At 75.2% G+C, this 23317-nt stretch carries 14 protein-coding genes; 11 read left to right on the forward strand and 3 right to left on the reverse strand.

All coding sequences use genetic code 11. The features are described from left to right. Genes GA0070614_RS27265 through GA0070614_RS27285 form a run of 5 tightly spaced genes read left to right on the forward strand, consistent with a single transcriptional unit; the run spans position 1 to position 15284 of the window. Entirely contained in the window at positions 1-5469 is a 5469-nt protein-coding gene (locus GA0070614_RS27265; protein ID WP_088978629.1) for a type I polyketide synthase, read from the forward strand. A gap of 26 nt (positions 5470-5495) precedes the next feature. Then, positions 5496-6449, forward strand: a complete 954-nt coding sequence (locus GA0070614_RS27270) for a TauD/TfdA family dioxygenase (protein ID WP_088978630.1) — start codon at positions 5496-5498, stop codon at positions 6447-6449. Beyond that, positions 6449-6637, forward strand: a complete 189-nt coding sequence (locus tag GA0070614_RS27275; protein ID WP_088978631.1) for an MbtH family protein — start codon at positions 6449-6451, stop codon at positions 6635-6637. Before GA0070614_RS27270 ends, GA0070614_RS27275 begins: the two co-directional genes overlap by 1 nt. Next, positions 6634-9753 (forward strand): non-ribosomal peptide synthetase, encoded by a 3120-nt coding sequence (locus GA0070614_RS27280; protein ID WP_088978632.1) that lies wholly within the window; start codon positions 6634-6636, stop codon positions 9751-9753. The genes GA0070614_RS27275 and GA0070614_RS27280 overlap by 4 nt, the downstream gene beginning before the upstream one ends. Next, on the forward strand, positions 9750-15284 hold the full coding sequence (locus GA0070614_RS27285) for a non-ribosomal peptide synthetase/MFS transporter (RefSeq protein ID WP_088978633.1): 5535 nt from the start codon (positions 9750-9752) through the stop codon (positions 15282-15284). Before GA0070614_RS27280 ends, GA0070614_RS27285 begins: the two co-directional genes overlap by 4 nt. Positions 15285-15336: 52 nt before the next feature. Here the strand turns inward: GA0070614_RS27285 and GA0070614_RS27290 are convergent, their stop codons facing one another. Next, the gene (locus tag GA0070614_RS27290) at positions 15337-16581 is read right to left on the reverse strand and encodes a hypothetical protein (protein ID WP_088978634.1); all 1245 of its coding nucleotides are present in this window, start codon (positions 16579-16581) and stop codon (positions 15337-15339) included. 40 nt (positions 16582-16621) lie between these two features. After that, entirely contained in the window at positions 16622-17137 is a 516-nt protein-coding gene (locus tag GA0070614_RS27295; RefSeq protein ID WP_172892515.1) for an NUDIX hydrolase, read from the reverse strand. A gap of 41 nt (positions 17138-17178) precedes the next feature. Between GA0070614_RS27295 and GA0070614_RS27300 the strand changes: the two genes are divergently transcribed. Next, positions 17179-17916 (forward strand): class I SAM-dependent methyltransferase, encoded by a 738-nt coding sequence (locus GA0070614_RS27300; RefSeq protein WP_157745099.1) that lies wholly within the window; start codon positions 17179-17181, stop codon positions 17914-17916. A gap of 50 nt (positions 17917-17966) precedes the next feature. Next, complete coding sequence (locus GA0070614_RS27305; protein WP_088978636.1) at positions 17967-18461, forward strand: type II toxin-antitoxin system PemK/MazF family toxin; 495 nt, start codon at positions 17967-17969, stop codon at positions 18459-18461. An 83-nt stretch (positions 18462-18544) separates the two neighbouring features. Here the strand turns inward: GA0070614_RS27305 and GA0070614_RS27310 are convergent, their stop codons facing one another. Next, positions 18545-19195 carry a GGDEF domain-containing protein gene (locus tag GA0070614_RS27310; RefSeq protein ID WP_088978637.1) on the reverse strand — a complete coding sequence of 217 codons (651 nt, stop codon included), beginning with the start codon at positions 19193-19195 and terminating at the stop codon, positions 18545-18547. A 269-nt stretch (positions 19196-19464) separates the two neighbouring features. Here GA0070614_RS27310 and GA0070614_RS27315 point away from each other — a divergent pair, with 269 nt between their 5' ends. From GA0070614_RS27315 to GA0070614_RS27330, 4 genes are all read left to right on the forward strand, one after another. Next, positions 19465-19704 carry a DUF397 domain-containing protein gene (locus GA0070614_RS27315; RefSeq protein WP_088978638.1) on the forward strand — a complete coding sequence of 80 codons (240 nt, stop codon included), beginning with the start codon at positions 19465-19467 and terminating at the stop codon, positions 19702-19704. A gap of 140 nt (positions 19705-19844) precedes the next feature. Further along, on the forward strand, positions 19845-20726 hold the full coding sequence (locus tag GA0070614_RS27320; RefSeq protein WP_088979703.1) for a helix-turn-helix domain-containing protein: 882 nt from the start codon (positions 19845-19847) through the stop codon (positions 20724-20726). Positions 20727-20838: 112 nt separating this feature from the next. Further along, positions 20839-21687 (forward strand): SAM-dependent methyltransferase, encoded by an 849-nt coding sequence (locus GA0070614_RS27325; protein ID WP_088978639.1) that lies wholly within the window; start codon positions 20839-20841, stop codon positions 21685-21687. A gap of 105 nt (positions 21688-21792) precedes the next feature. Beyond that, a complete protein-coding gene (locus GA0070614_RS27330; RefSeq protein WP_088978640.1) occupies positions 21793-23235 on the forward strand; it encodes a serine/threonine-protein kinase in 1443 nt (480 codons plus the stop codon). Positions 23236-23317: the final 82 nt, after the last annotated feature.

A 23317-nucleotide genomic window follows, 5' to 3' on the forward strand; every position in this document is an offset into this window, starting at 1 on the left:
ATGAGCAACCCGACCGATACCGACCTGCCGGCCGACGACGGCATCGAGCCCATCGCCATCGTCGGGCTGGCCGCCCGCCTGCCCGGCGCGGCGGACGTGAACGAGTTCTGGCGCAACCTGGTCGACGGGGTCGAGTCGGTCACCGAACTGACCCGGGAGGAGCAGCTGGCCCGCGGCGCCACCGCCGAGGAGGTCGACGACCCGGGCTGGGTCAACCGGGCCCCGCTCGTCGACGGGTACGACGAGTTCGACGCGGGCCTGTTCGGGATGACCGCCCGGGAAGCGGAGATCACCGACCCGCAGCACCGGCTGTTCCTGGAGAGCTGCTACACCGCCCTGCAGGACGCCGGCTACGACCCGGCCCGCTACGACGGCGCGGTCGGCGTGTACGCCGGCACCGGCGGCAACACCTACCTGCACCGGTACGTGCTGCGCAACAAGCGCGTCGGCGGTGGCCCGCACAGTGCGGTCTCCATCGCCAGCGGCAACTCGCCGAACTACGTCGCCACCAACGTGTCGTACCGGCTGGACCTGCGCGGGCCGAGCCTGACCGTGCACACCGCCTGTTCCACCTCGCTCGTCGCGTTCCACCTCGCCTGTGAGGCGCTGCGCAACGGCGAGTGCGACATGGCCCTCGCCGGTGGCGTCAACATCGAGCTGCCGCACGTCGGCTACCTGGGCATGGACGGCTTCACCTCGCCCGACGGCCGGTGCCGCCCGTTCGACGCCGCCGCCAACGGCACGGTCTGGGGCAGCGGCGTGGGCGTCACCCTGCTCAAGCGCCTCTCCGACGCGATCGCCGACGGCGACGCGATCCGCGCCGTGGTGCTCGGCAACGCCATCAACAACGACGGCGCCGGGAAGGTCGGCTTCACCGCCCCCAGCGTCGACGGGCAGGTGGAGGCGATCGCCCAGGCGGTCGGCATGGCCGGGATCGACCCGCGCACCATCAGCTACGTCGAGGCGCACGGCACCGGCACCGCGATGGGCGACCCGATCGAGGTCACCGCGCTGTCCACCGTCTACACCAAGGACACCGACGACCGGGGCTGGTGCGGCATCGGCTCGGTCAAGTCGAACATCGGCCACCTCAGCCAGCCCTCCGGCATCGTCAGCGTGATCAAGACGGTGCTGGCGATGGAACACGGCCTGATCCCGCCGACCATCAACTACGAGACCGCGAACCCGGCGATCGACTTCGCCGACACCCCGTTCTACGTGGCGAACACCCTGACCAAGTGGGACACCGACGGCACGCCCCGCCGCGCCGGGGTCAGCTCGTTCGGCATCGGCGGCACCAACGCCCACGTGGTGCTCGAGGAGGCGCCGGCGGCGTACCGGGAGCGGCGGGTCCGTCCGGCGCACCTGCTGCCCGTCTCGGCGCGGACCGCCGGCGCGCTGGAGACCGCGGTGCGGCGGCTCGCCGAGCACCTGGAGTCCGCCACCGACCGGGGGCCGGAGTACCTCGCGGACGTCGCGCACACCCTGCGCGTCGGCCGCCGGCAGTACCCGCACCGGGTCGCCGTGGTCGCCACCGACCTGGCCGACGCGGTCGCCGCGCTGCGCACGAAGCGTCGCCGGCAGGCCGGCGTGGTCGAGGGCACGGCGCCCCGGCCGGCCTTCCTCTTCTCCGGCCAGGGCTCGCAGTACGCCGGCATGGGCGCGCAGCTCTACGCCGAGGAGCCGGACTTCGCCGCCGCCGTGGACGAGTGCGCGCAGCTGCTCCGCCCTGAGCTGGGCCTGGACATCCGCGACCTGATCCTCGGCCGCGACCCGGAGGCCGGCGAGAAGCTCACCGAGACCCGCTACACCCAGCCCGCCCTCTTCGTCGTCGAGTACGCCCTGGCCGTGCTCTGGCAGTCCGCCGGCGTGCGGCCGGCCGCGATGATCGGCCACTCGATCGGCGAGTACGTCGCCGCGACCGTGGCCGGGGTGCTGAGCCTGCCGGACGCCCTGCGGGTGGTCGCCGCCCGGGGCCGGCTGATGCAGTCCGTCGCGCCGGGGTCGATGCTCGCCGTGCCGCTGGACGAGTCGGTGGTCGCCGAGCGGCTGCCCGAGGGGGTCACGGTCGCCACCGTCAACGGCCCGGGCACCTGCGTCGTGGCGGGCCCGAGCGACGCGGTCGCCGCGTTCGCGCAGACGCTGGACGTCAAGGCCAAGGCGCTGCGCACCTCGCACGCCTTCCACTCGCCGATGATGGAGCCGATCCTGGCCGAGTTCACCGCCCTGATGGGCACGGTGACGCTGCGGCCGCCGACGGTGCCGTTCCTGTCCAACGTGACCGGTGACTGGATCACCGACGAGCAGGCCACCGACCCGGCGTACTGGGCGGCGCACCTGCGCCGACCGGTGCGCTTCGGCGCCTGCGTGGCGACCCTGCTCGCCGAGGGCACCTGGTCGCTGCTGGAGTGCGGCCCGGGCCGGCAGCTGGCGAACCTGGCCCGGATGCAGGTGGCCAAGGCGTCCGAGGCGCAGCGGGCGCTCGTCCCGCTGGGCAGCCTACCCGGCCCGGGCGAGCCCACCGGTGACCTCGCCACCCTGCTCGGCACGGCCGCGGCGCTCTGGTGCGCCGGCGTCCCGGTGCGGCTGGGCGCCGACCCGGACGCCCGGCGGGTGCCGCTGCCGACGTACCCGTTCGAGCGTCGCCGCTACTGGGTGGACCCGGACCCGCAGGAGCAGGTGGCCGCGGCGCCGGTGGAGACCGGCCCGCGTCCGCTGCCGGAGTGGTTCGCGGTGCCGGTCTGGCGGCAGGCCGCCGCCGACCCGGCGGCCGCGCCGCTGGGCCGCTGCCTGGTCCTCGTCGACGGTCCGCGCGGCGACGCGCTGGTCGCGGCGCTGCGGGCCGCCGGCGCCGAGCCGACCGTGGTACGCCCCGGCGACGGTTTCGCCGCCGTCGACGGCGGCTACCGGCTGCGCCCCGGCGTCCGGGAGGACCACGACGCGTTGGTGGCCGCCCTCGGCGCCGACCTGCCGGACCGGCTGGTGCACGCCCTCGCCCTGGACGGCGCGCCGGCCGGCACCGACCTCGCGGCCGCCCGGGCCGCCCAGGACCGGGGCTTCTTCAGCGCCCTGCACCTGGTGCAGGCGCTCGCCGGCGCCGGGCTGACCGCCGAGGAGCGCACCCTCACCCTCGACCTGGTCACCTCCGGCATCGGCGACGTCACCGGCGCCGACCTGCTCCGGCCGGAGCACGCCACCCTCGCCGGCCTGGCCCGGGTGCTCCCGGCCGAACTGCCCGGGCTCGCCGTCCGGCTGCTCGACGCGGACCCGGCCGGCTCCGACGTGGACCCGGTGGTGGCCGAGCTGCGCCGCCCGGTCGACCCGCGGCGGGCCGAGCTGGCGTTGCGCGGGCGGCGTCGCTGGGTGACCGACTACGAGCAGGTGACCGTGGACGCCGAGGCCGGGCCGGGCCCGCTGCGCGAGGGCGGCCGGTACGTCGTCACCGGTGGCCTCGGCGGCATCGGCGTCACCCTCGCCGAGGACTTCGCCCGCCGGGTGCGGGCGAAGCTGGTGCTGCTGGCCCGCTCCGGCCTGCCGCCGCGCGAGGAGTGGGACCAGCACCTCGCCGTGCACGGCGGCGCCGACCGGGCCGGCCGGGCGATCGCGGCGATCCGCCGGATGGAGGCCGCCGGCGCCTCGGTGCTGGTCCTCGCCGCCGACGTCACCGACCCGGCCGACCTGCGCCGGGTTCGGCAGGCCGCCGAGGAGCGGTTCGGCGGCATCGACGGCATCGTGCACGCCGCGGGCCTGCCCGGTGGCGGCATGGCCGAGGTGAAGGAGCGGGCCGAGGCGGAGCGGGTGCTCGCCCCGAAGCTCACCGGCACCCTCGCCCTGGCCCAGGTCTTCGGTGACCTGCCGATGGACTTCGTCGCGCTCTGCTCCTCGATCACCTCGGTGATCGGCGGGTTCGGCCAGGTCGACTACTGCGCGGCCAACGCCTTCCTCGACGCGTACGCCCGCTCCGGGGCGGGCTTCCGGGCCCCGGTGGTGGCGCAGAACTGGGGCGGCTGGGCCGAGGTCGGGATGGCCGTGGAGACCGACTCGCCGGCCGGTTTCCGGGCCGCCGGTCGGGACACCGTGACCAGCGCGGTGGAGCACCCGGTGCTCACCACCAAGGTCGTCGGCGCGGACGGCACCGTCCTGCACGGACTGGTCTCCGCCGACACCCACTGGCTGCTCGACGAGCACCGCATCGGCGGGGTGCCGGTGGTGCCCGGCACCGCCCACCTGGAGTCGGTGCGCGCCGCGGTGGTCGCCGCGCTGCCCGCCCCGGCCGCCGACGCGGCGGTCGAGCTGCGCGACGTGGTCTTCCTGGAGCCGTTCTCGGTGCCGGACGGGACCGTCGCCCAGTACCGGGTCGAGCTGACCCCCACCGACGAGGGGGTCGACTTCACGGTGCGCAGCCTCGCCGCGGGCACGACGCGCACCCACGTGCGCGGCGCGGCCGGCTGGACCACCGAGCCCGCCCCGCCGGCCCGGGTGCCGGCGGTCACCGGCCGCCGGGTCGACGACGACGCGTCGTTCGGCCGGGGCCGCACCAGCATGCTCACCTTCGGTCCACGGTGGCACGCGCTGGCCGAGCACCACCTGGGCGAGGGGGAGGAGCTGGCGCACGTCGTCGCCCCCGCCGAGGTGGCCGCCGACCTGCCCGCCTGGGGGCTGCACCCGGCGCTGCTGGACGTGGCCACCGCGTTCGGCCGTGGCCAGGGCGAGGGCACCTACCTGCCGCTGTCGTACGGGCGGATCGTGGTGCGCGGGCCGCTGCCGGCGCAGTTCCACAGCCACCTGCGGCACCGGACCGGGGCGAGCGTCGAGGTGGTCGCCGCCGACCTGTCGTTGACCGACGCGCAGGGCCGCGAACTCGTCGCGATCGGCGACTTCGTGCTGCGCCGGGTCGACCAGGGTGCGGTGACCGGGGGACTGGCCGCCGCCGGCGCCGGCGAGCCGAGCACCCCGGCCGGTGACGCGGTGACCGAGGACATCCGCCCGGTCGACGGGGCCGAGGCGTTCCGGCGCAGCCTGAGCGCCGGTCTCGGCGCCCAGGTGGTCATCTCCACCCGCACCGTCGAGGACGTCCGGCACCGGTCGTCGCGGGTGAGCACCAGCGACCTGGAGTCCGACGGCGAGTCGGCCGTGGCCGTCCCGACGGCCGCCGCGGCCGGTTCCGCCGCGCCGCGCACCGAGCTGGAGAGCACCATCGCCGCGGTCTGGCGGGACGGCCTGGGCGTGGCCGAGGTCGGCGTCGACGACGACTTCTTCGCCCTCGGCGGCAACTCCCTGGTCGCGGTGCAGCTGATCGCCGCGATGCGCAAGGCGACCGGGGTGCGGCTGCCGATGCGCAGTCTCTTCGAGACCCCGACCGTGGCCGGGCTGGCCGCCCGGATCGAGGAGCTGCGCGCCGCCGCCCCCGCCGACGCCCCGGCCGCCCCAGCCACCGTTGCCGCCATCCCGCGGCTGCCCCGCGCCTGACGTCGAGATACAGGAGTGACAGAGCAATGAGCGACACGATCGCCACGCTGCCGGTGGTCGTCGAGAGCGACGGCACACCGCTGACCGAGCTGATCGGCCGGCGCCGCGCGGAGCTGCGCGCCACCCTCACCGAGCACGGCGGGCTGCTGTTCCGCGGCTTCGACGTCGGCGGGGTGGACGGCTTCGACGCGGTCGTCCGGGCGTTCTCCGGCGAGCCGCTGACCTACACCGAGCGGTCCTCACCCCGGCACGCCATCAAGGGCCGGGTCTACACCTCGACCGACTACCCACCGGACGAGGAGATCTTCCTGCACAACGAGAACTCGTACCAGGCGTCCTGGCCGCTGACGCTGTTCTTCTACTGCATCACCCCGCCGGACACCCTCGGCGCGACCCCGCTGGCCGACGTCCGCCGGGTGTACGAGGCGATCGACCCGGACGTGCGGGAGGAGTTCGTCCGGCGGCGCTGGATGCTGGTGCGCAACTTCCACGCCGACTTCGGCACCCGTTGGCAGGACGTCTTCGGCACCGCCGACCGGGCCGAGGTCCAGGCGTACGCGGCGCGCAACCGGATCGAGCTGGAGTGGGTCGGCGCCGACGGCCTGCGTACCCGGGCGGTCCGTGACGTGGTGCACCTGCGGCCCGGCTCGGACACCCCGCGCTGGTTCAACCACGCCACCTTCTTCCACGTGAGCACCCTGCCGAAGGACTACCAGGAGGGGCTGCTCGCCATGTTCGGCCCCGACGGGCTGCCCTCGAACACCTACTACGGCGACGGCGGCGAGATCCCCGCCGACGTGCTGGACCACCTGCGGGCCGCGTACCGGGCGGCCAGCGTCCGCTTCGACTACCACCGCGACGACGTGCTGGTGGTCGACAACATGACCGCCGCGCACGCGCGGGAGCCGTTCACCGGCCCCCGCAAGATCGCCGTCGCGATGGCCGAACCGCACACCCCCGAGAGCGCTGGAGACAACTGATGGCCGAGCCCCGATTCCTGGTCGTGCGCAACGACGAGGAGCAGTACTCGATCTGGTCGGCCGACCGTGAGCTGCCCGCCGGCTGGCACGACGCCGGCTTCGCCGGCTCCCGCGAGGAGTGCCTGGCCCACGTCGAGGTGGTCTGGACCGACATGCGCCCCCGCTCGGTACGGGAGGTCTCGTCGTGACCCGCGAGTGGACCTTCCCCGCCTCCTTCGCGCAGGAGCGGGTGTGGCTGGCCAACCAGCTCGACCCCGGGTCCCCGGTCTACAACGTCTCCGGCCCGTGGCGGGTCCCGGCCGGTGTCGACGCCGCCACCGCGATCGAGGTGCTCGACCGGGTCGTCGCCCGGCACGAGGCGCTCCGCACCCACCTGCGCGTCGACGACGGCGCCCTGGTGCAGGTCGTGCGGGAGCACGAGCCGGTGACGGTCCCCGTCGAGGACCTGCGCGAGCTGCCGGAGGCCGAGCGCGCGGCCCGGTTCGAGGCGCTCTGCGTCGACCTCGCCCGCACGCCGATCCCGTTGGACGCCCCGCCGCTGTGGCGGGCCCGGCTGGTCCACCGCGGCGACGCCTGGCTGCTGCTGTTCGTGGTGCACCACGCCGTCTTCGACAGCCGGTCGGCGGTGCTGATGGTCGACGAACTCGACGCCTTCGCCCGGGCCGCGTCGACCGGCGCGAGCGCCGCCGTGCCCGAGCTGCCCATCCAGTACGCCGACTTCGCGGCCTGGCAGCGGGACCAGCTCAGCGGCGCGGAGCTGGACCGGCAGCTCGACTTCTGGAAGCGGCACCTGACCGGCGCGCCGGCCGTCACCGGGCTGCCCCTGGACCGGCCCCGCCCCGCCCAGCTCGGCTTCGCCGGCGACGAGGTCCGCTTCGCCCTGCCCGACGGGCTGCTCGACCGGATCGGCCGGCTCGCCGTCGGCGCGTCGGCCACGCCGTACATGGTGCTGCTGGCCGGCTTCGCCGCGCTGCTGTCGCGGATCTCCGGCGACAGCGACGTGGTGGTCGGCGTCTCCACCGCCGGGCGGGACAGCGCCGAGGTGATGCCGCTGATCGGCATGTTCGTCAACCCGGTCGCGCTGCGCTGCGACGTCGGCGGCGACCCGAGCTTCACCGAACTGCTCGGCCGGGTTCGCGACGGCCTGGTCGACGCGATGGAGCACGGCCAGACGCCGTTCCAGCGCATCGTCGAGGCGGTCGACCCGCAGCGCGACCCGTCGGTGCAGCCGATCTTCCAGACCGCGCTGAACTTCATCCCCGACTCCGGCCTCGACCCGGTGGAGCTCGGCACCGCCAAGGACGACCTGGCCTTCGACGTCACGGCCGGGGAGAGCCGGCTGGTCTACCGCACCGACCTGTTCGACCGGTCCACCGCCGAGTCGGTGGTCGCCCGTTACGTGCGGCTGCTCGAGGCGGCGGTCGCCGACCCGCAGCGGCCGGTCTCCGCGCTGCCGCTGCTCGACGACGCCGAGCGGGAGCTGGTCCTCGGCGGGTGGGCCGGCGCCGGCACGGCGGGTGTGCTGCCCACCGTCGTGGACGAGGTGCAGCGGCAGGCCGCCGCCACCCCGGACGCCACCGCGCTGGTCTGCGCCGACGTGCGGCTGACGTACGCGCAGCTGAACGCCGCCGCGAACCGGCTCGCCCGGGTGCTGGTGGCCCGGGGCGCCGGCCCGGAGACCCGGGTGGCGCTCGCCCTGCCCCGCTCGGCGGAGCTGCTGGTCGCCGTCCTCGCCGTGCTCAAGGCCGGCGCCGCGTACGTCCCGGTGGACACCGGCTACCCGGCCGGCCGGATCGCGTACCTGCTCGCCGACGCCGAGCCGGCGCTGGTGCTGGCCCTGCCGGAGACCGCCGCGCTGGTCGGCGGCGACCCGGTGCTGCTGGACGGCACGACCGGCGCCGACCGGTCCGACGCCGACCTCACCGACGCCGAGCGGACCGCCCCGCTGCGCCCCGAGCACCCGGCGTACGTGCTCTACACCTCCGGCTCCACCGGCCGGCCCAAGGGCGTGGTGGTGGAGCACCGGGCCGTCGCGGCGTACCTGGCCTGGGCCCGGGACACCTACCCGGGGCTGGCCGGCACCGCGCTGCTGCACTCGCCGGTCTCGTTCGACCTCACCGTCACCGGCCTGCTCGGCCCGCTCACCGCCGGCGGCACGGTCCGGCTGGCCGCGATCGACTCGCCGCAGGCCCGCGAGGGTGGACGCCCCAGCTTCCTCAAGGTCACCCCGAGCCACCTGCCGCTGCTCGACGCGGAGCTGTCCCCGACCACCGACCTGGTGATCGGCGGGGAGGCGCTCACCGGGGAGCAGCTGGCGGGCTGGCGCGCCGCCCACCCGGACGTGGCGGTAGTCAACGAGTACGGCCCGACCGAGGCGACCGTCGGCTGCGTGGCCGCCCGGATCGGGCCCGGTGAGCCGGTGGCCGCCGGCCCGGTGCCGATCGGCGGGCCGACCGCCGGGGCGCGGGCGTACCTGCTCGACGCCGCGCTGAACCCGGTGCCGTCGGGCGTGGTCGGGGAGCTGTACGTCGCCGGCGACCAGCTCGCCCGCGGCTACCTGGGCCGGCCCGCGCTCACCGCCGAGCGTTTCCTGCCCTGCCCGTACGGGCCGCCGGGGCAGCGGATGTACCGCACCGGCGACCTGGCCCGCCGCCGCGCCGACGGCACCCTGGACTACCTGGGCCGCCGCGACGACCAGGTCAAGGTGCGCGGCATGCGCATCGAGCTGGGCGAGATCGAGTCGGCGATGCTGGCCCACCCGGAGGTGCGCGAGGCGGCGGTGGCGGTACGCGCCGAGTCCGGCGAGCCGACGCTTGTCGGCTACCACGTCGGCACCGCCGAGGAGGCCCACCTCGCCGCCGAGCTGGCCCGGGAGCTGCCCGCGCACCTGGTGCCGACCGCGTTCGTCCGGCTCGACGCGCTGCCGCTGACCCCCAACGGCAAGCTCGACCGGGCGGCGTTGCCCGCCCCGGCCGCGACGGCCTCCGGCGACGGCTACGTCCCGCCGCGCACCGACGCCGAGACCCTGGTGGCCGAGGTGTACGCCGACATCCTTCAGGTGGAGAAGGTGGGCGCGCACGACGACTTCTTCGCCCTCGGCGGCAACTCGCTGCGCGGGATGCGGGCGATGGCCCGGATCCGCGCCGAGGTCGACGTCGAGCTGCCGATGCGGGCGCTGTTCAGCAGCCCGGTGGTGGCCGACCTGGCCGCGGTGATCGAGCAGCGCATCGCCGCCGAGCTGGACCAGCTCTCCGACACCGAGGTCGCCGCGCTGCTGGCGGCCGAGAAGGACACTCCCGCATGACGGACCTGAAGGATCCCACCCGCGAGGCGGCCCGGGCGGCGCTGATCGCCCAACGGCTGCGCCGGCGCCAGGCCGCGCCGACCGCCCGGATCACCCCCCGGCCCGAGGGCGCGCCGGTGCCGCTGTCGTACGCCCAGGAGCGGGTCTGGTTCATGGACCAGATCGCGCCCGGCGAGGCGGCGTACCACATCGCGGTGCCGTTGCGGGTGCGCGGACCGCTCGACGTGACGGCGCTGCGCGCCGCCCTGGCGGCGCTGACCGCCCGGCACGAGTCGCTGCGCACCCGCTTCCCGGCCGACGCCGACGGCCGTCCGACGGCGGTGATCGAGGAGTCGGTGACCGTCCCACTGACCATCGTGGACGCCCCCGACGAGGCGGCCGCGCAGGCGCTGGTGGAGGCCGCCGCGGCCGAGCCGTTCGACCTGGTGACCGGGCCGCTGCTGCGCGCCCTGCTGATCCGGCTCGCCGACGACGACCACGTGCTCTTCCTCGGCAAGCACCATATCGTCGGTGACGGCTGGTCGGTCGACGTGCTGCTGCGCGACTTGATCACCTGCTACCGGGGCGGCGAGCCACCCGCCCTGCCGGTGCAGTACGGCGACTTCGCCCACTGGGAGGCCCGGGAGCTGGACGGGCCGGCCGCCCGGGAGCACCTGGACTGGTGGAAGCGGCGGCTGGCCGGGATCACCCCGTTGGAGCTGCCGCTGGACCGGCCCCGTCCGGCCACCCAGACCTACCGGGGCGACTTCGTCGAGTTCCAGGTGGACCGGGCGGTCACCGACGGGCTCGCCGCGTTGACCCGGGAGTGCGGCGGCACCCTGTTCATGACGCTGCTCGCCGCGTACCAGGTGCTGCTGTCCCGGCACGCCCGGCAGGACGACTTCGCCGTCGGGGCGTCCGTGGCCGGCCGGTCCGCGCCGGAGCTGGAGAACGTCGTCGGCATGTTCGTCAACATGCTGCCGCTGCGCGCCGAACTGGCCGGCGACCCCACCTTCACCGAACTGCTCCAGCGCACCCGCCGGGCGGTGCTCGACGGCTTCGAGCACGCCGAGGTGCCGTTCGCGAAGGTGGTCCACGAGCTGGGCCTGCCCCGCGACGTCAGCCGCTCGCCGGTGTTCCAGGCCATGTTCGTGCTGCAGAACTACGAGATGGGTCGTTTCACGGAGGCCTCCGGCAACACCGAGGTGACCTTCCGGTGGACGCCGATGGAGCTGCGTGCCACCCGGTTCGACTTCGAGCTGCACGCCGTCGAGGTGGCCGACGGGATCTGGGGCAAGCTGGTCTTCAACACCGACCTGTTCGACCGGGAGACCGTCGAGCGGGCGGCCCGGCGCTGGGTCACCCTGCTGCGGTCGATCGTCGCCGCCCCGGACACCCCGGTCTCCGCGCTGGACCTGCTCGCCACGGACGAGCGGGAGCTGCTCGCCGGGTGGAACGACACCGCCGCCGAGTTCCCGGCCGCGCAGACCCTGCACGGGCCGATCGCGCAGCGCGCGGCGGCCACCCCGGACGCGGTCGCCGTCACCATCGACGGCCGGTCGGCGACGTACGCCGAGCTGAACGCCGCGGCGAACCGCGTCGCCCACCGGCTGCGGGCGGCCGGCGTCGGGCCGGAGACCCTGGTCGGGGTCTGTGCCGAGCGGTCGGTGGAGCTGGTGGCGGGCCTGCTCGGCGTGCTCAAGGCCGGCGGCGCCTACCTGCCGCTGGACCCGGAGTACCCGGCGGACCGGCTCGCCTTCATGGTCGACGACGCCGCCGCGCCGGTGGTGCTGGTGCAGCGGCACCTGCGCGACGTGCTGCCGGACACCGGCGCGACCGTGCTCGCCCTCGACGACGAGGCCGTCTGGGCCGACCAGCCCACCGACGACCCGGTCCCGCTGGCCGGCCCGCAGCACCTGGCGTACGTCATCTACACCTCCGGCTCGACCGGCCGGCCCAAGGGGGTGCCGAACACCCACCGGGGCATCGTCAACCGGCTCGACTGGATGCAGAAGACGTACCGCCTCGGCGCCGACGACGCGGTGCTGCAGAAGACACCGGCCAGTTTCGACGTCTCGGTGTGGGAGTTCTTCTGGCCGCTGCGCGAGGGCGCCCGGCTGGTGCTGGCCAGGCCCGGCGGGCACAAGGACGCCGGCTACCTGCGGGACCTGCTGGTCGCCGAGCGGATCACCACCGCCCACTTCGTGCCGTCGATGCTGACCGTCTTCCTCGCCGAGGACGGCGTCGAGGCGGCGACCGCGCTGCGCCGGGTGATCTGCTCCGGTGAGGAGCTGCCGCTGGTCTCGGCGGTCGACTTCACTGCCCGCCTGCCCTGGTGCGAGCTGCACAACCTGTACGGCCCGACCGAGGCGGCCATCGACGTCAGTGCCTGGCACTGCGACCCGGCGCTGCTGCCCGGCCTGACCGGCGTGCCGATCGGCGGCCCGATCGCCAACCTGCGGCTGCACGTGCTCGACGAGCGCGGTGAGCCCTGCCCGATCGGGGTGGCCGGCGAGCTGCACATCGGCGGGGTGGGGCTGGCCCGCGGCTACCACCGCCGGCCGGCGCTGACCGCCGAGCGGTTCGTCCCCGATCCGTTCTCCGGCGAGCCGGGCGCGCGGCTCTACCGCACCGGCGACCTGGCCCGCTGGGTGATCGCCCCGTCCGCACCCGGCGAGGCCGCCGGGTCGGCGGCCGACGGCCGGCCGGCCGGCGTCATCGAGTTCCTCGGCCGGATCGACCACCAGGTCAAGCTGCGCGGCCTGCGCATCGAGCTGGGGGAGATCGAGAGCGCGCTGCGCGAGCAGCCCGAGGTGACCGAGGCCGCGGTGATCGTCCGGGAGGACAGCCCCGGCGACAAGCGGCTCACCGCCTACCTGGTCGGGGCGGCCGAGCACACCGCGCTGCGGGCCGCGCTCAAGGAGACCCTGCCCGAGTACATGGTGCCGGCCGCGTTCGTCACCCTGGACGCCCTGCCGCTGACCCCCAACGGCAAACTCGACCGCCGGGCGCTGCCGGCCCCGGTGGTGACCCGGGAGGCGTCGGTCGCGCTGGTCGAGCCGCGCGACGACACCGAACGGCTGCTGGCCGGCATCTGGCGGGACGTGCTCGGCGTCGACACGCTCGGCATCGACGACGACTTCTTCGACCTCGGCGGGCACTCCATGCTGGCCACCCAGGTGGTGGCCCGGATCCGCAAGGCGGAGCACGGCGGGCGTGCGGTCGGCGTGATGGACCTGTTCCAGCAGCGGACCATCCGCGACCTGGCCGCGTTCATGACCGGCGGCGACGGCGGTGACGAGCCGCGTCGGCTGCTCTACGAGCTGACCAAGCCGATCCCCGCCGCGCAGCGGGTGCTCAGCTACGTCTGCGTCCCGTACGGCGGCGGCAGCGCCATCGTCTACCAGCCGCTGGCCGACGCGCTGCCCGCCGGCCACGCCCTGTGGTCGCTGGCCATCCCCGGCCACGACGTCGGCCTGTCCGAGGACGCGCTGCCGTTCGAGGAGCTGACCCGCCGGGTCGCCGACGAGATCCTGGAGCGCGTCGAGGGCCCGATCGCGCTCTACGGCCACTGCGGCGTGGGCAGCGCCATCGTCGCCGAGGTGGCCCGCAAGGTGGAGGCCGCCGGCCGGGAGCTGGAGGCCCTCTACATCGGCGCGATGTTCCCCTTCGCCCGTCCCAAGGGCGCCTTCGCCGCCCTGCGCACCCGGCTCGAACGGCTGCGCAGCAACCGGCACTACGCCAGCTGGCTCAAGTCGATGGGGGTGGACACCGACGAGCTGGATCCGGAGCAGGCCGACCGGATCATCAGCAACATGCGGGCCGACTCCCGCGCCTCCGAGGAGTACTTCACCGGCCTGCTCGACCGGGGCGCGGCGAAGCTGCGCGCGCCGATCGTCTCGGTGGTCGGTTCGGAGGACCCGGTCACCGACTACCACACCGAGCGGTACGCCGAGTGGCAGTTCCTCAGCGACACCCTCGGCCTGGTGGTGCTCGACCAGGCCGGGCACTTCTTCCTCAAGTACCGCGCCGAGGAGCTGGCCGAGATCGTCACCCGGGTGCACCCCGCGGTGGCCGCCGGGGACGTCTCGGCGCTCGGCCCGGCCGCCCGGGGCGAGGACGCCGGCTGGGTGGTCGCCGACCACCAGCGGGTCGGCGTCGACGACGGCCGGGCCAAGGACGTGGTGAAGCCGAGCATGGCCCGGTTCGTCGCGGTCACCGTCGGGCAGCTCGTCTCCACCACCGGTTCGGCGCTGACCGCGTTCGCCCTGCCGATCTGGTTGTTCACCCGGACCGGCTCGGTGGCCGACCTGGGCCTGCTCTGGGCGTTGGCGCTGATCTGCGGTGTGCTGATGCTGCCGGTGGCCGGCGCGGTCACCGACCGGGTCAGCCGGCGGAAGATCATGATGATCGCCAGTTGCAGCGCCGGCTCGGTCCAGTTGGTGCTCGCCGGGCTGCTCTGGACCGACACCCTCGCCCTCTGGCACATCTACGCCCTCGTCGCGTTGAGCCAGGTGGCGGCGTCGTTCCAGCGGATCGCGTTCCAGTCGGCGGTGCCCCAGCTGGTGCCGAAGCGCTACCTCGGCCACGCGATGGGCATCACCCAGCTCTCCACCGGCGTGGCGATGCTGCTCATGCCGGTCTTCGCCGCCGGCCTGCTCGCCGCGATCGAGCTGAAGGGCATCCTGCTGATCGACGTGGCCAGCTACCTGGTCGCGGTGCTGACCCTGGCCGTGGTCCGGTTCCCGGACCTGCTCGGCTGGCGGCCCCGGGAGCGGCTGCTGGTGGCCATCGCCAACGGCCTGCGCTACTCGTGGCAGCACCGGGGCTTCCGGTTGATGCTCGCCTACTTCGCCATCGGCAACATCTTCCTCGCCCCGGCGCTGGTGCTCACCACGCCGCTGGTGCTCTCCTTCGGCACCGCGACGCAGGTGGCCCAGGTCGCGCTGGCCGAGGCGGTCGGCGCGGTGGCCGGTGGCGTGCTGATGGCGATCTGGGGCGGACCCCGGCACCGGCGGATGATCGGCGTGCTGATCGGCAACCTCGGCACCGCGATCGGCTGCGTCCTGATCGGCCTGGACGCCTCGCTGGTCATGGTCTGCGTCGGCTTCTTCTGGCTGGCCATGGCGATGACCACCGCGCAGTCGATCTACGCGACGATCGTGCAGGTCAAGGTGCCGCAGCGGTTCCACGGCCGGGTGTTCAGCCTGAACCAGACCATCACCTGGTCCACCCTGCCGATCGGGTTCGCGGTCCTGGCCCCGGTGGCGACCGGGCTGTTCGAACCGATGCTCGCCCCGGACGGGGCGCTCGCCGGGTCGGTGGGCGCGGTGATCGGCACCGGCACCGGCCGTGGCATCGGCTTCGCGTACGTCTGCTTCGGGCTGGTCCTCGTCCTGATCACCCTCGGCGGCTTCGCGATCCGGATGCTGCGCCGCTTCGACATCGAGGTGCCGGACTCGCTGCCCGACGACCTGATTGGCGCGCAGGAGCGGGAACGCCGGCTCGCCGCCCGGGCCGCCGAGCGGGATCGGGAGGCGGTGCCCGCCTGAGCCGGCCGGCAGGTGGGGATCCGCCCGGGACCCGGATCCCCACCTGCCGCCGTCACCACGGCGCGGGCGGGTCGGTCAGGTCGTCCGCCGCCGGCTCCTCCGGCTCCGCCACCCAGGCGGAGAAGACCGGCACGCCGTGCCAGGGCCCCGTCCCGCCCCGCCGGTCGGTGGCCACCGCCACCACCGCGTACGGGTGGCCGAAGCGCAGCTCGGCGGTGCGGCGTACGCCGTCGGGGGGCAGGCTCTCCAGCACGGCCATCCCGGTGACCGCGGCGGCCTCGAAGCCGTACCGGCCGTAGCGGGCCATCGCCGCCTGCCGCGCCTCGACGTTCGGATCGGCCGCACCGAGCAGCCCGCCCAGCGCCCGCGCCGCCGTACCGAAGCCCAGCGTCGGGTCGGTCAGTTCGTGCTCGTCGCGCGCGGACCAGCAGGGCAGTACCGCCTCGTACCGCTCCTCGCGGCCGTCTCGGGCCCACACGGGCACCTGCTCCTCCCGCAGCGACCAGGCCGGTCCGGCGCCGAGCGGCAGGTCGAACAGGGACCGGCAGTCCGCCGGCGGGCCGTCCCCGTCGAGCGCCGCGCCGCTCAGCTCGTGGGCGGCGGCCAGCACGTCGCCGGGAGCCACCGTCGGGTCGGCGGCCACCGACAGCACCACCAGCCCGCCCCCGTCGCGCTCCACCGCCGACGCGGCGTGCACGGCGACGTCGCCCGCCGTCGCCGTCGCCGCGATCCACGCCCGGTGACCGTGCTCCGGGGCGCGCAGCACCCGGTCGAGCCGGCCCGCCCACGGCCCGGCCCCGCCCAGCGCCGCGCCCGGGGCGAGGTCGAACGGGTCCGCCCACGAGATCCGGGTGGCCAGGGCGCTGGCCAGCATCACCAGCACCCGGGGCGAGGCGGCCAGCGGGAAGCGGTCGATCAGGCCGAGGGTGTGCTCGCGGGCCCAGGCGTCCAGGCCCGCCTGGTCGGGCAGCGGGCCGGTCGCGGTCGTCCGGGGCAGGCCGCTCCGCCACCCGTCCAGCCCGGCCGGGTCGGAACCCGGCCGGTGCCAGAGCGCGGTCGCCGAGCCGACCAGCGGGTGCGGCGCGTCCAGCAGCGTGGTGGCCAGCCCGGCGGCGGTCGTCGCGTCCACGCCGAGGACGTCGTCCAGTTCGTCGCGGAGTCCACCGGTGGCGGCCGGCGCGGCCAGGGCGAGCAGCAGCCAGGCGCCGAGCGGGGAGGCCACGTGGTGCCGGCCGCCGATCACGGCGTGCAGCCGGGCGGCGTACCGGGCCAGCGGGGCGTGCAGGGTCGTCGTCATGCCACCACTGTGCCCACCGGTGGCCCGGTCGGCATCCCGGTCAGGACCAGAGTTCGAACGGCTCGTCGATCCGGTCGCCGGCCAGGAACGGGGTCAGCAGCTCGGGCAGCCGACCCGGGTAGAACCGGTCCGGGGCGGCCACCACCTCCGCGACGGGCCACCAGCGGAACCCGAAGTAGTCCTCCACCTCGTAGTCCAGCCGGTCGGCGCCGTCGACGTCCGGGGCGACGGCGTCGAGCCGTACCGTCATCACCACCTCGTCCTGCAGGTGTCGCCGCTGCCGGTGCACGAAGCTGGCCCGGCGTCGCCACGACGGCGGCCCGAGCCGGTCGGCGGTGACCACGAACCCGGTCTCCTCGCGCAGCTCGCGCAGGGCCGTCTCGGTGTACGTCTCGCCCGGGTCGACCCCGCCGCCCGGCAGCTCCCACCAGGTGCCCAGCCGGGGGTGCTCGGGGTCGCGGGTGTGGAACAGCAGGATCTGCCCCCGCGCGTCGCGCACCACCAGGCGCACGGCGGTGCGTTCCACCACGGGCAGGTCGCCCGGCAGCTCGATCATCGGTCCCCCTGGCCCGCCCGACCCCTGGCAGGATGGCGGTCGTGACGGATGTCTTCGGTGAGGTCGCGGCCAGTTACGACGAGGCGCGGCCGGGTTACCCGGCGGCGGTCGCCGACACCATCCTCGCCTATCACGGCCGGACGCCGTCGCGGCTGGTCGAGGTGGGGGCGGGCACCGGGCTCGCCACCGCGACCCTGCTCGCGGTGGGCGCGCCGATGACCTGTGTGGAGCCCGACGCGCGGATGGCCGAGGTGCTGTCGGCCCGCTTCCCGGCCGTGGAGGTGGTCCCCGTCCGGTTCGAGGCGTGGACTCCGCCGCCCGGCGGGGTGCCGGTGCTGGCCTGTGCGATGGCCTGGCACTGGCTCGACCCGGCGACCCGGTGCGTCCGGGCGTACGACGCGCTCGCGCCGGGTGGCGCCCTGGCCGTGTTCGCCCACCGCTACGACTACGTCGACCCGGCCCAGGGCGCGGCGATCCGGGCGGCGTTCGAGTCGGTCGACCCGGTCCGGCAGGCCGACCCGGCGGACGGCTGGTTCGGCACGGAGATCACCGAGAGCGGGCTCTTCACCGATGTGCGCACCGAGTCGTTCCGCCGGGACGAGCCGCTGTCCACGGCCGCCTACCGACGACTGGTCAGCACCTTCTCCCCGCAGCTGCGCCGTCCGCCGGCCCTGCGGGAGCGGGTGCTGACGGCGGTCGGCGCGGCGGTCGACGGGTTCGGCGGCACGGTGACCCTGGACCTGCGCACCACGCTGGTGCTGGCCCGCCGTCCCGGCTGACGGGCGCGGCCGGGAGGCGCGGCGGCCCGGGGACGGCTAGGCTGCCCGCCGTGGCAGGTCTGTTGAGGAACGTCGCGGCCCGGCTCAACCGGGTGACCGGGAGGGCGCCGGCGCCGGCCGGCTCGCCGGGGGTGATCCCCGCCCAGGTGGCCCGCCGGCGCCAGGTCGGCGCGTTGCAGCGCCGGGAGCTGACGTACGCCCCGGAGCTGGACGGCCAGGCCGACCCGGGCGAGATCGTGTGGACCTGGGTGCCGTACGAGGACGACCCCCGGCAGGGCAAGGACCGCCCGGTGCTGGTGGTGGGCCGGCACAGCCGGACGCTGTTCGGCCTGATGCTCTCCAGCCAGGGCGAGCGCGACGGGCAACGGCACTGGCTGGCGCTCGGCCCGGGGGAGTGGGACCGGGACAACCGCCCGAGCTGGGTGCGGCTGGACCGGGTGCTCACCATGCGCGAGGACAGCATCCGCCGGGAGGGCGCGGTGCTGGACCGGGACCGCTTCGACCGGATCGGCCGGGCGCTGCGCGCCGGCTACGGCTGGCGCTGACCGGCGCGTGCCGCGCCCGTGCTCGGGTGGGCGCAGGGCCGGACGAGGTCGTCCGGGTGACGACGGTGTCCGGCGGCGCTGGGTCAGCACTCCGCGAGGCGGGGGGTGTCGACGAGTTGCCGGGGCGCCCGGCGGCCGGTGACGCCCTTGGCCCGGTACATCGCGGCGTCGGCGGCGCAGAGCGCCTCGGTGAGCTGGGTGGGGCCGGTGACCGGGGCCAGGCCGACCGAGGCGGTGACCCGGACGGTGCGCCCGGCCAGCGGGATCGGGGCGGCCATCGCCTCGCAGAGCCGCCGGGTGGCGTGGTCGATCCAGCGGCGGTCGACCGAGGGGGTGCTGAGCAGCCCGGCGAACTCGTCGCCGCCGAGGCGGGCGACGAGGTTGTCCCCGGCGAACGCGGTCAGCCGCTGCGCGACGCTGATCAGCACCTGGTCGCCGGCGGCGTGGCCGTAGCGGTCGTTGACCTGCTTGAAGTCGTTGAGGTCGAGCACCACGGCGATCAGCGGCTGCCCACCGGCGTCGGTGAGCAGGGCCGCGGCGATGCGGTAGAAGGCCCGGCGGTTGGGCAGCCCGGTCAGCGGGTCGTGGCTGGCGGCGTGCCGTTCCGCGGCGAGTTCGGCCTGCAGGTACGCGATCTCGGCCTCCGCCCGTAGCGCTCGGCGGCGCAGCTGCCACACCGAGACCAGCGCGCCTGCCGCGGAGATGCCGGACGCGAAACTCAACGGATCCGGCACGAGACCTCCCTCGCGACGTCGTGGACGGCCGGGCGGCGTCGGCCGGCGGGCCGTGCCGGGCCGTCGTTTTCCCAGGTGGCTGCCCGGGTGGGGTAACCGAAAGTGAACGGATGGGTACCGTTCACGTGCGTTATCATGCTCGCTGTCCGATGCAGATGCAATAGCAGATGCACGTGCAGCACGGCCCGGCCCGGCGTCGCGACCGCACTGGCCGCGTCAGGCGTCCACTCGCGACACCGGCGGGCTCTCCACGCACAGAAAGACCCCTCATGCAGCAGCCCGAGAATGGCGTACCGGTCACCCAGCTACCGCCGTTGCGGTGGCGCAAGAGCCGGCGGAGCAACCCCAGCGGCAACTGCGTCGAGCTGGCCGCGCTCCCCGGTGGGGCGGGCATCGCGGTGCGCAACTCGCGTCACCCGGAAGGGCCGGCGCTGATCTACACCGTGGCCGAGATCGCGGCCTTCGTCCGCGGCGCCCGGGACGGGGACTTCGACGACCTGATCCACTGACCGGCCGGCTCCCGCCGTCGGGACGGAATCAGCCGTGTGGACCAGTACACCTCACCGTGGGTCCATGGCATGCTTACACGTCGGTCGGGTCGGGCTGTCCGGTCGACGTAGGGCGCGCACGCGGAGGGCGGCACGTGACGATGGCTACCGCGGAGGGGGGTCCGGCGACCGGACCCACCGTGCTGCGCATGCTGCTCGGCGCCCAGCTCCGCCGGCTGCGCGAGGCCAGCGGCGTGACCCGGGAGGGCGCCGGCTGGGAGATCCGCGCCTCCGAATCCAAGATCAGCCGGATGGAGCTGGGCCGGGTCGGCTTCAAGGAGCGCGACGTCGCCGACCTGCTCACCCTCTACGGCGTCGACGCCCCCGAGGAGCGGGCGGCGCTGCTCAAGCTCGCCCGGGACGCGAACAGCCCCGGCTGGTGGCACCGCTACGGCGACGTGCTGCCCAGCTGGTTCCAGTCGTACCTCGGGCTGGAGGCCGCGGCGTCGCTGATCCGCACCTACGAGGTGCAGTTCGTCCCCGGGCTGCTGCAGACCGCCGGGTACGCGCGGGCCGTGGTCCTGCTCGGCCACCGGCACGCCACCGCCGAGGAGGTCGAGCGCCGGGTGGAGCTGCGGCTGCGCCGCCAGCAGCTGCTGCGCCGCGAGCGCCCGCCGCAGTTGTGGGCGGTGGTCGACGAGGCCGCCCTGCGCCGGCCGATCGGCGGGCCGCAGGTGATGCGCGAGCAGCTCGACGCCCTGGCGGCGGCGACCCGCTCGCCGCACGTCCGGCTCCAGATCATCCCGTTCGCCGCCGGCGGGCACGCCGCCGCCGGCGGCGCCTTCACCATCCTGCGCTTCGGTGACGACGACCTGCCCGACATCGTCTACATCGAGCAGCTCACCAGCGCCATCTACCTCGACAAGCGCGAGGACCTCGACTACTACGCGGTGGCGATGGAGCGGCTCTGCGTGGAGGCCGCGCCGCCGGAGCGCACGCCGGAGATCCTGGCCCGCATCCGCGACGAGCTGTACCCGGCCTGACCGCCCGCCCGGGGCGACACGGGCGCCCCGGATGCCACTACGATGGTCCCCGACCGACGACAGTGGACGGACGCCGTCGTCGCGGGTCGCGCGAGAGGTCGTGGAGGCAGCTGTGAGCACCGACGCCCCGGGTGTCACCCCGAACCCCGTCCACCCGAGCGACCGGATCGACACCTCGGTGGCGCACCCGGCCCGCCGCTACAACTACTGGCTCGGCGGCAAGGACAACTTCCAGGCCGACCGGGAGTCCGGCGACGCGATGGCCGCGCGCTTCCCGACCATCCGGACCAGCGCCCTGGAGAACCGCCGTTTCCTGCAGCGGGCGGTGGGCTACCTGGCCCGCGAGGCCGGCATCCGGCAGTTCCTCGACATCGGCACCGGCATCCCCACCGCCGACAACACCCACGAGGTCGCCCAGCGGATCGCCCCCGAGTCGCGGGTGGTCTACGTGGACAACGACCCGATCGTGCTCGCGCACGCCCGGGCGCTGCTGACCAGCTCGCCCGAGGGCGCCACCGCCTACATCGACGCCGACCTGCGCGATCCGGAGAAGATCCTGCACCACCCCGACCTGCGGCGCACGATCGACCTGTCCCGGCCGGTCGGGCTGATGCTGGTGGCGATCCTGCACTTCGTGCCGGACTCCGACGACCCGTACGCGGCGGTGCGCCGGCTGCTCGACGCGCTGCCGCCCGGCAGCTACCTCGCCGCCTCGCACGCCACCCACGAGTACCTCCCCCCGCAGATCGCCGAGGAGGCGAAGGCGGCGGCGAAGGGCGGCGGCCCGCACGGGATCATCAACCTGCGCACCCTGGAGGAGTTCACCGGCTTCTTCGCGGGCCTCGACGTGGTCGAGCCGGGCATCCGCTCGGTCGCCGAGTGGCGGGCCGAGTCCGAGCCGCAGCCGCGTCCGTCGGTGGTCGAGGTCAGCATGTACGGCGGGGTCGCCCGCAAGCCCTGATCCCCGGCACGGGTGCGCCGAAATTCCGGAAAAATCCCTCCATCCGGGTCGCTGCCCGGCACGGCGGTTGGTGTGCGATCAGCACAGCAGGCAGACTGGACCACCATGTCTTCGCTCACGCCTGCCCTGCGCCTGCACGACCGCTACGTCCTGGTCGAGCGGATCGGCCTGGGCGGGATGTCCGAGGTGTGGCGCGCCGACGACGAGGTGCTGCACCGGCCCGTCGCGGTCAAGGCGCTCGCCGCGCAGCTCGCCAGCGACCGCGAGCTGCGCGCCGTGATCCAGCGTGAGGCGCGCGCCGCCGCGCGGCTGGCCCACCCGCACGTCACCCAGGTCTACGACTACGGCGAGGCGGCCCTGCCCGGCGGCGTCGTCGTGCCGTACCTGGTGATGGAGCTGGTGGCGGGGCAGAGCCTCGCCGACCGGCTCACCGGTGGCCCGCTCGCCTGGCCCGACGCGGTCCGCACCGCCGGCCAGATCGCCGCCGCCCTGGCCGCCGCGCACCGCATCGGCGTGGTGCACCGCGACGTCAAGCCGGCCAACGTGATGCTCACCGAGACCGGCGCCAAGGTGCTCGACTTCGGCATCGCCGCCCTCGCCGGTCCCCGGCACCCGCTGACCGGCGCCGAGGGCGAGCTGATGATGGGCACCCCGGCCTACTTCGCGCCGGAGCGGCTGACGCCCGGCCCGCCGAACCCGGCCAGCGACGTGTACGCCCTCGGCGCGCTGCTCTACCGCGCCCTCACCGGCCGGCCTCCACTGCCCGTGCAGACCTGGGAGGACGCGCTGGAGGTGCACGCCGCGCGGCCGCCGGTGCCGCCGCTGCGGGTGCCCGGGCTGCCCGCCGACGTCGCCGAGCTGACCATGGCCTGCCTCGCCGCCGACCCGGCCCGCCGCCCCACCGCGGCCCAGCTCGCCGGCCGGTTCGGAGCCGCCCCGCCGGCCGATCCGCCGACCGCGCTGCTGCCGACCGTGCCCGCGCCGGCCCATCCGCCCACCCTGATCGACCGCTCCGCCGCTGCGGCCCGGCCCGCCGCCGGCCGGGTCGCGCCGCCGGCCCCGGCCCCCCGGCGGTCGAACCGGGCGCTCGGCGTGCTCGTCGCCGCCGGTGTCGCGCTGCTCGTCGGCCTGGTCGGCGTGCTCGCCGTCGACGGCGACGAGTCCGAGCGGCCCACCCCGGCCGCCCCGGCTCCCACGACGCCCGTGCCGGAGCCGACGACCGTCGAGCCGCCCCCGCCCACCACCAGCGCCCCGTCCCGTGGCGAGCGGCCCACGCCCCGTACGGCACGCCAGCTCGCCGCCGAGTTCGCGGCGCTGATCGACCGGGCCGAGGCGGCCGGCGACGTCGACCCGGCGACGGCCGAGGAGCTGCGCGACCGGCTGTCCCGGCTGGAGGACGGCAAGCCCAAGGACCGGATCAAGCGGCTGCGGGAGCTGGCCGGCACCCTCGCCGAGGCGGTGGAGAAGGACCGGATCGACGACGGCACCGCCGCCGACCTGCGGGACCTGCTCGCCGGCTGGCCCCGCTCGCGCGGCGACGACGACTGACCCGGCCGGGACCGGCGCGACCCGCTCGCCCACCGGGCCGGGTGTCGTCGGCGCCGTCGTGTCGAGCCCGGCGACCGCCTCC

Origin of the sequence: Micromonospora coxensis (genome assembly GCF_900090295.1) — a bacterium.
In the GTDB taxonomy this organism is placed as follows: domain Bacteria; phylum Actinomycetota; class Actinomycetes; order Mycobacteriales; family Micromonosporaceae; genus Micromonospora; species Micromonospora coxensis.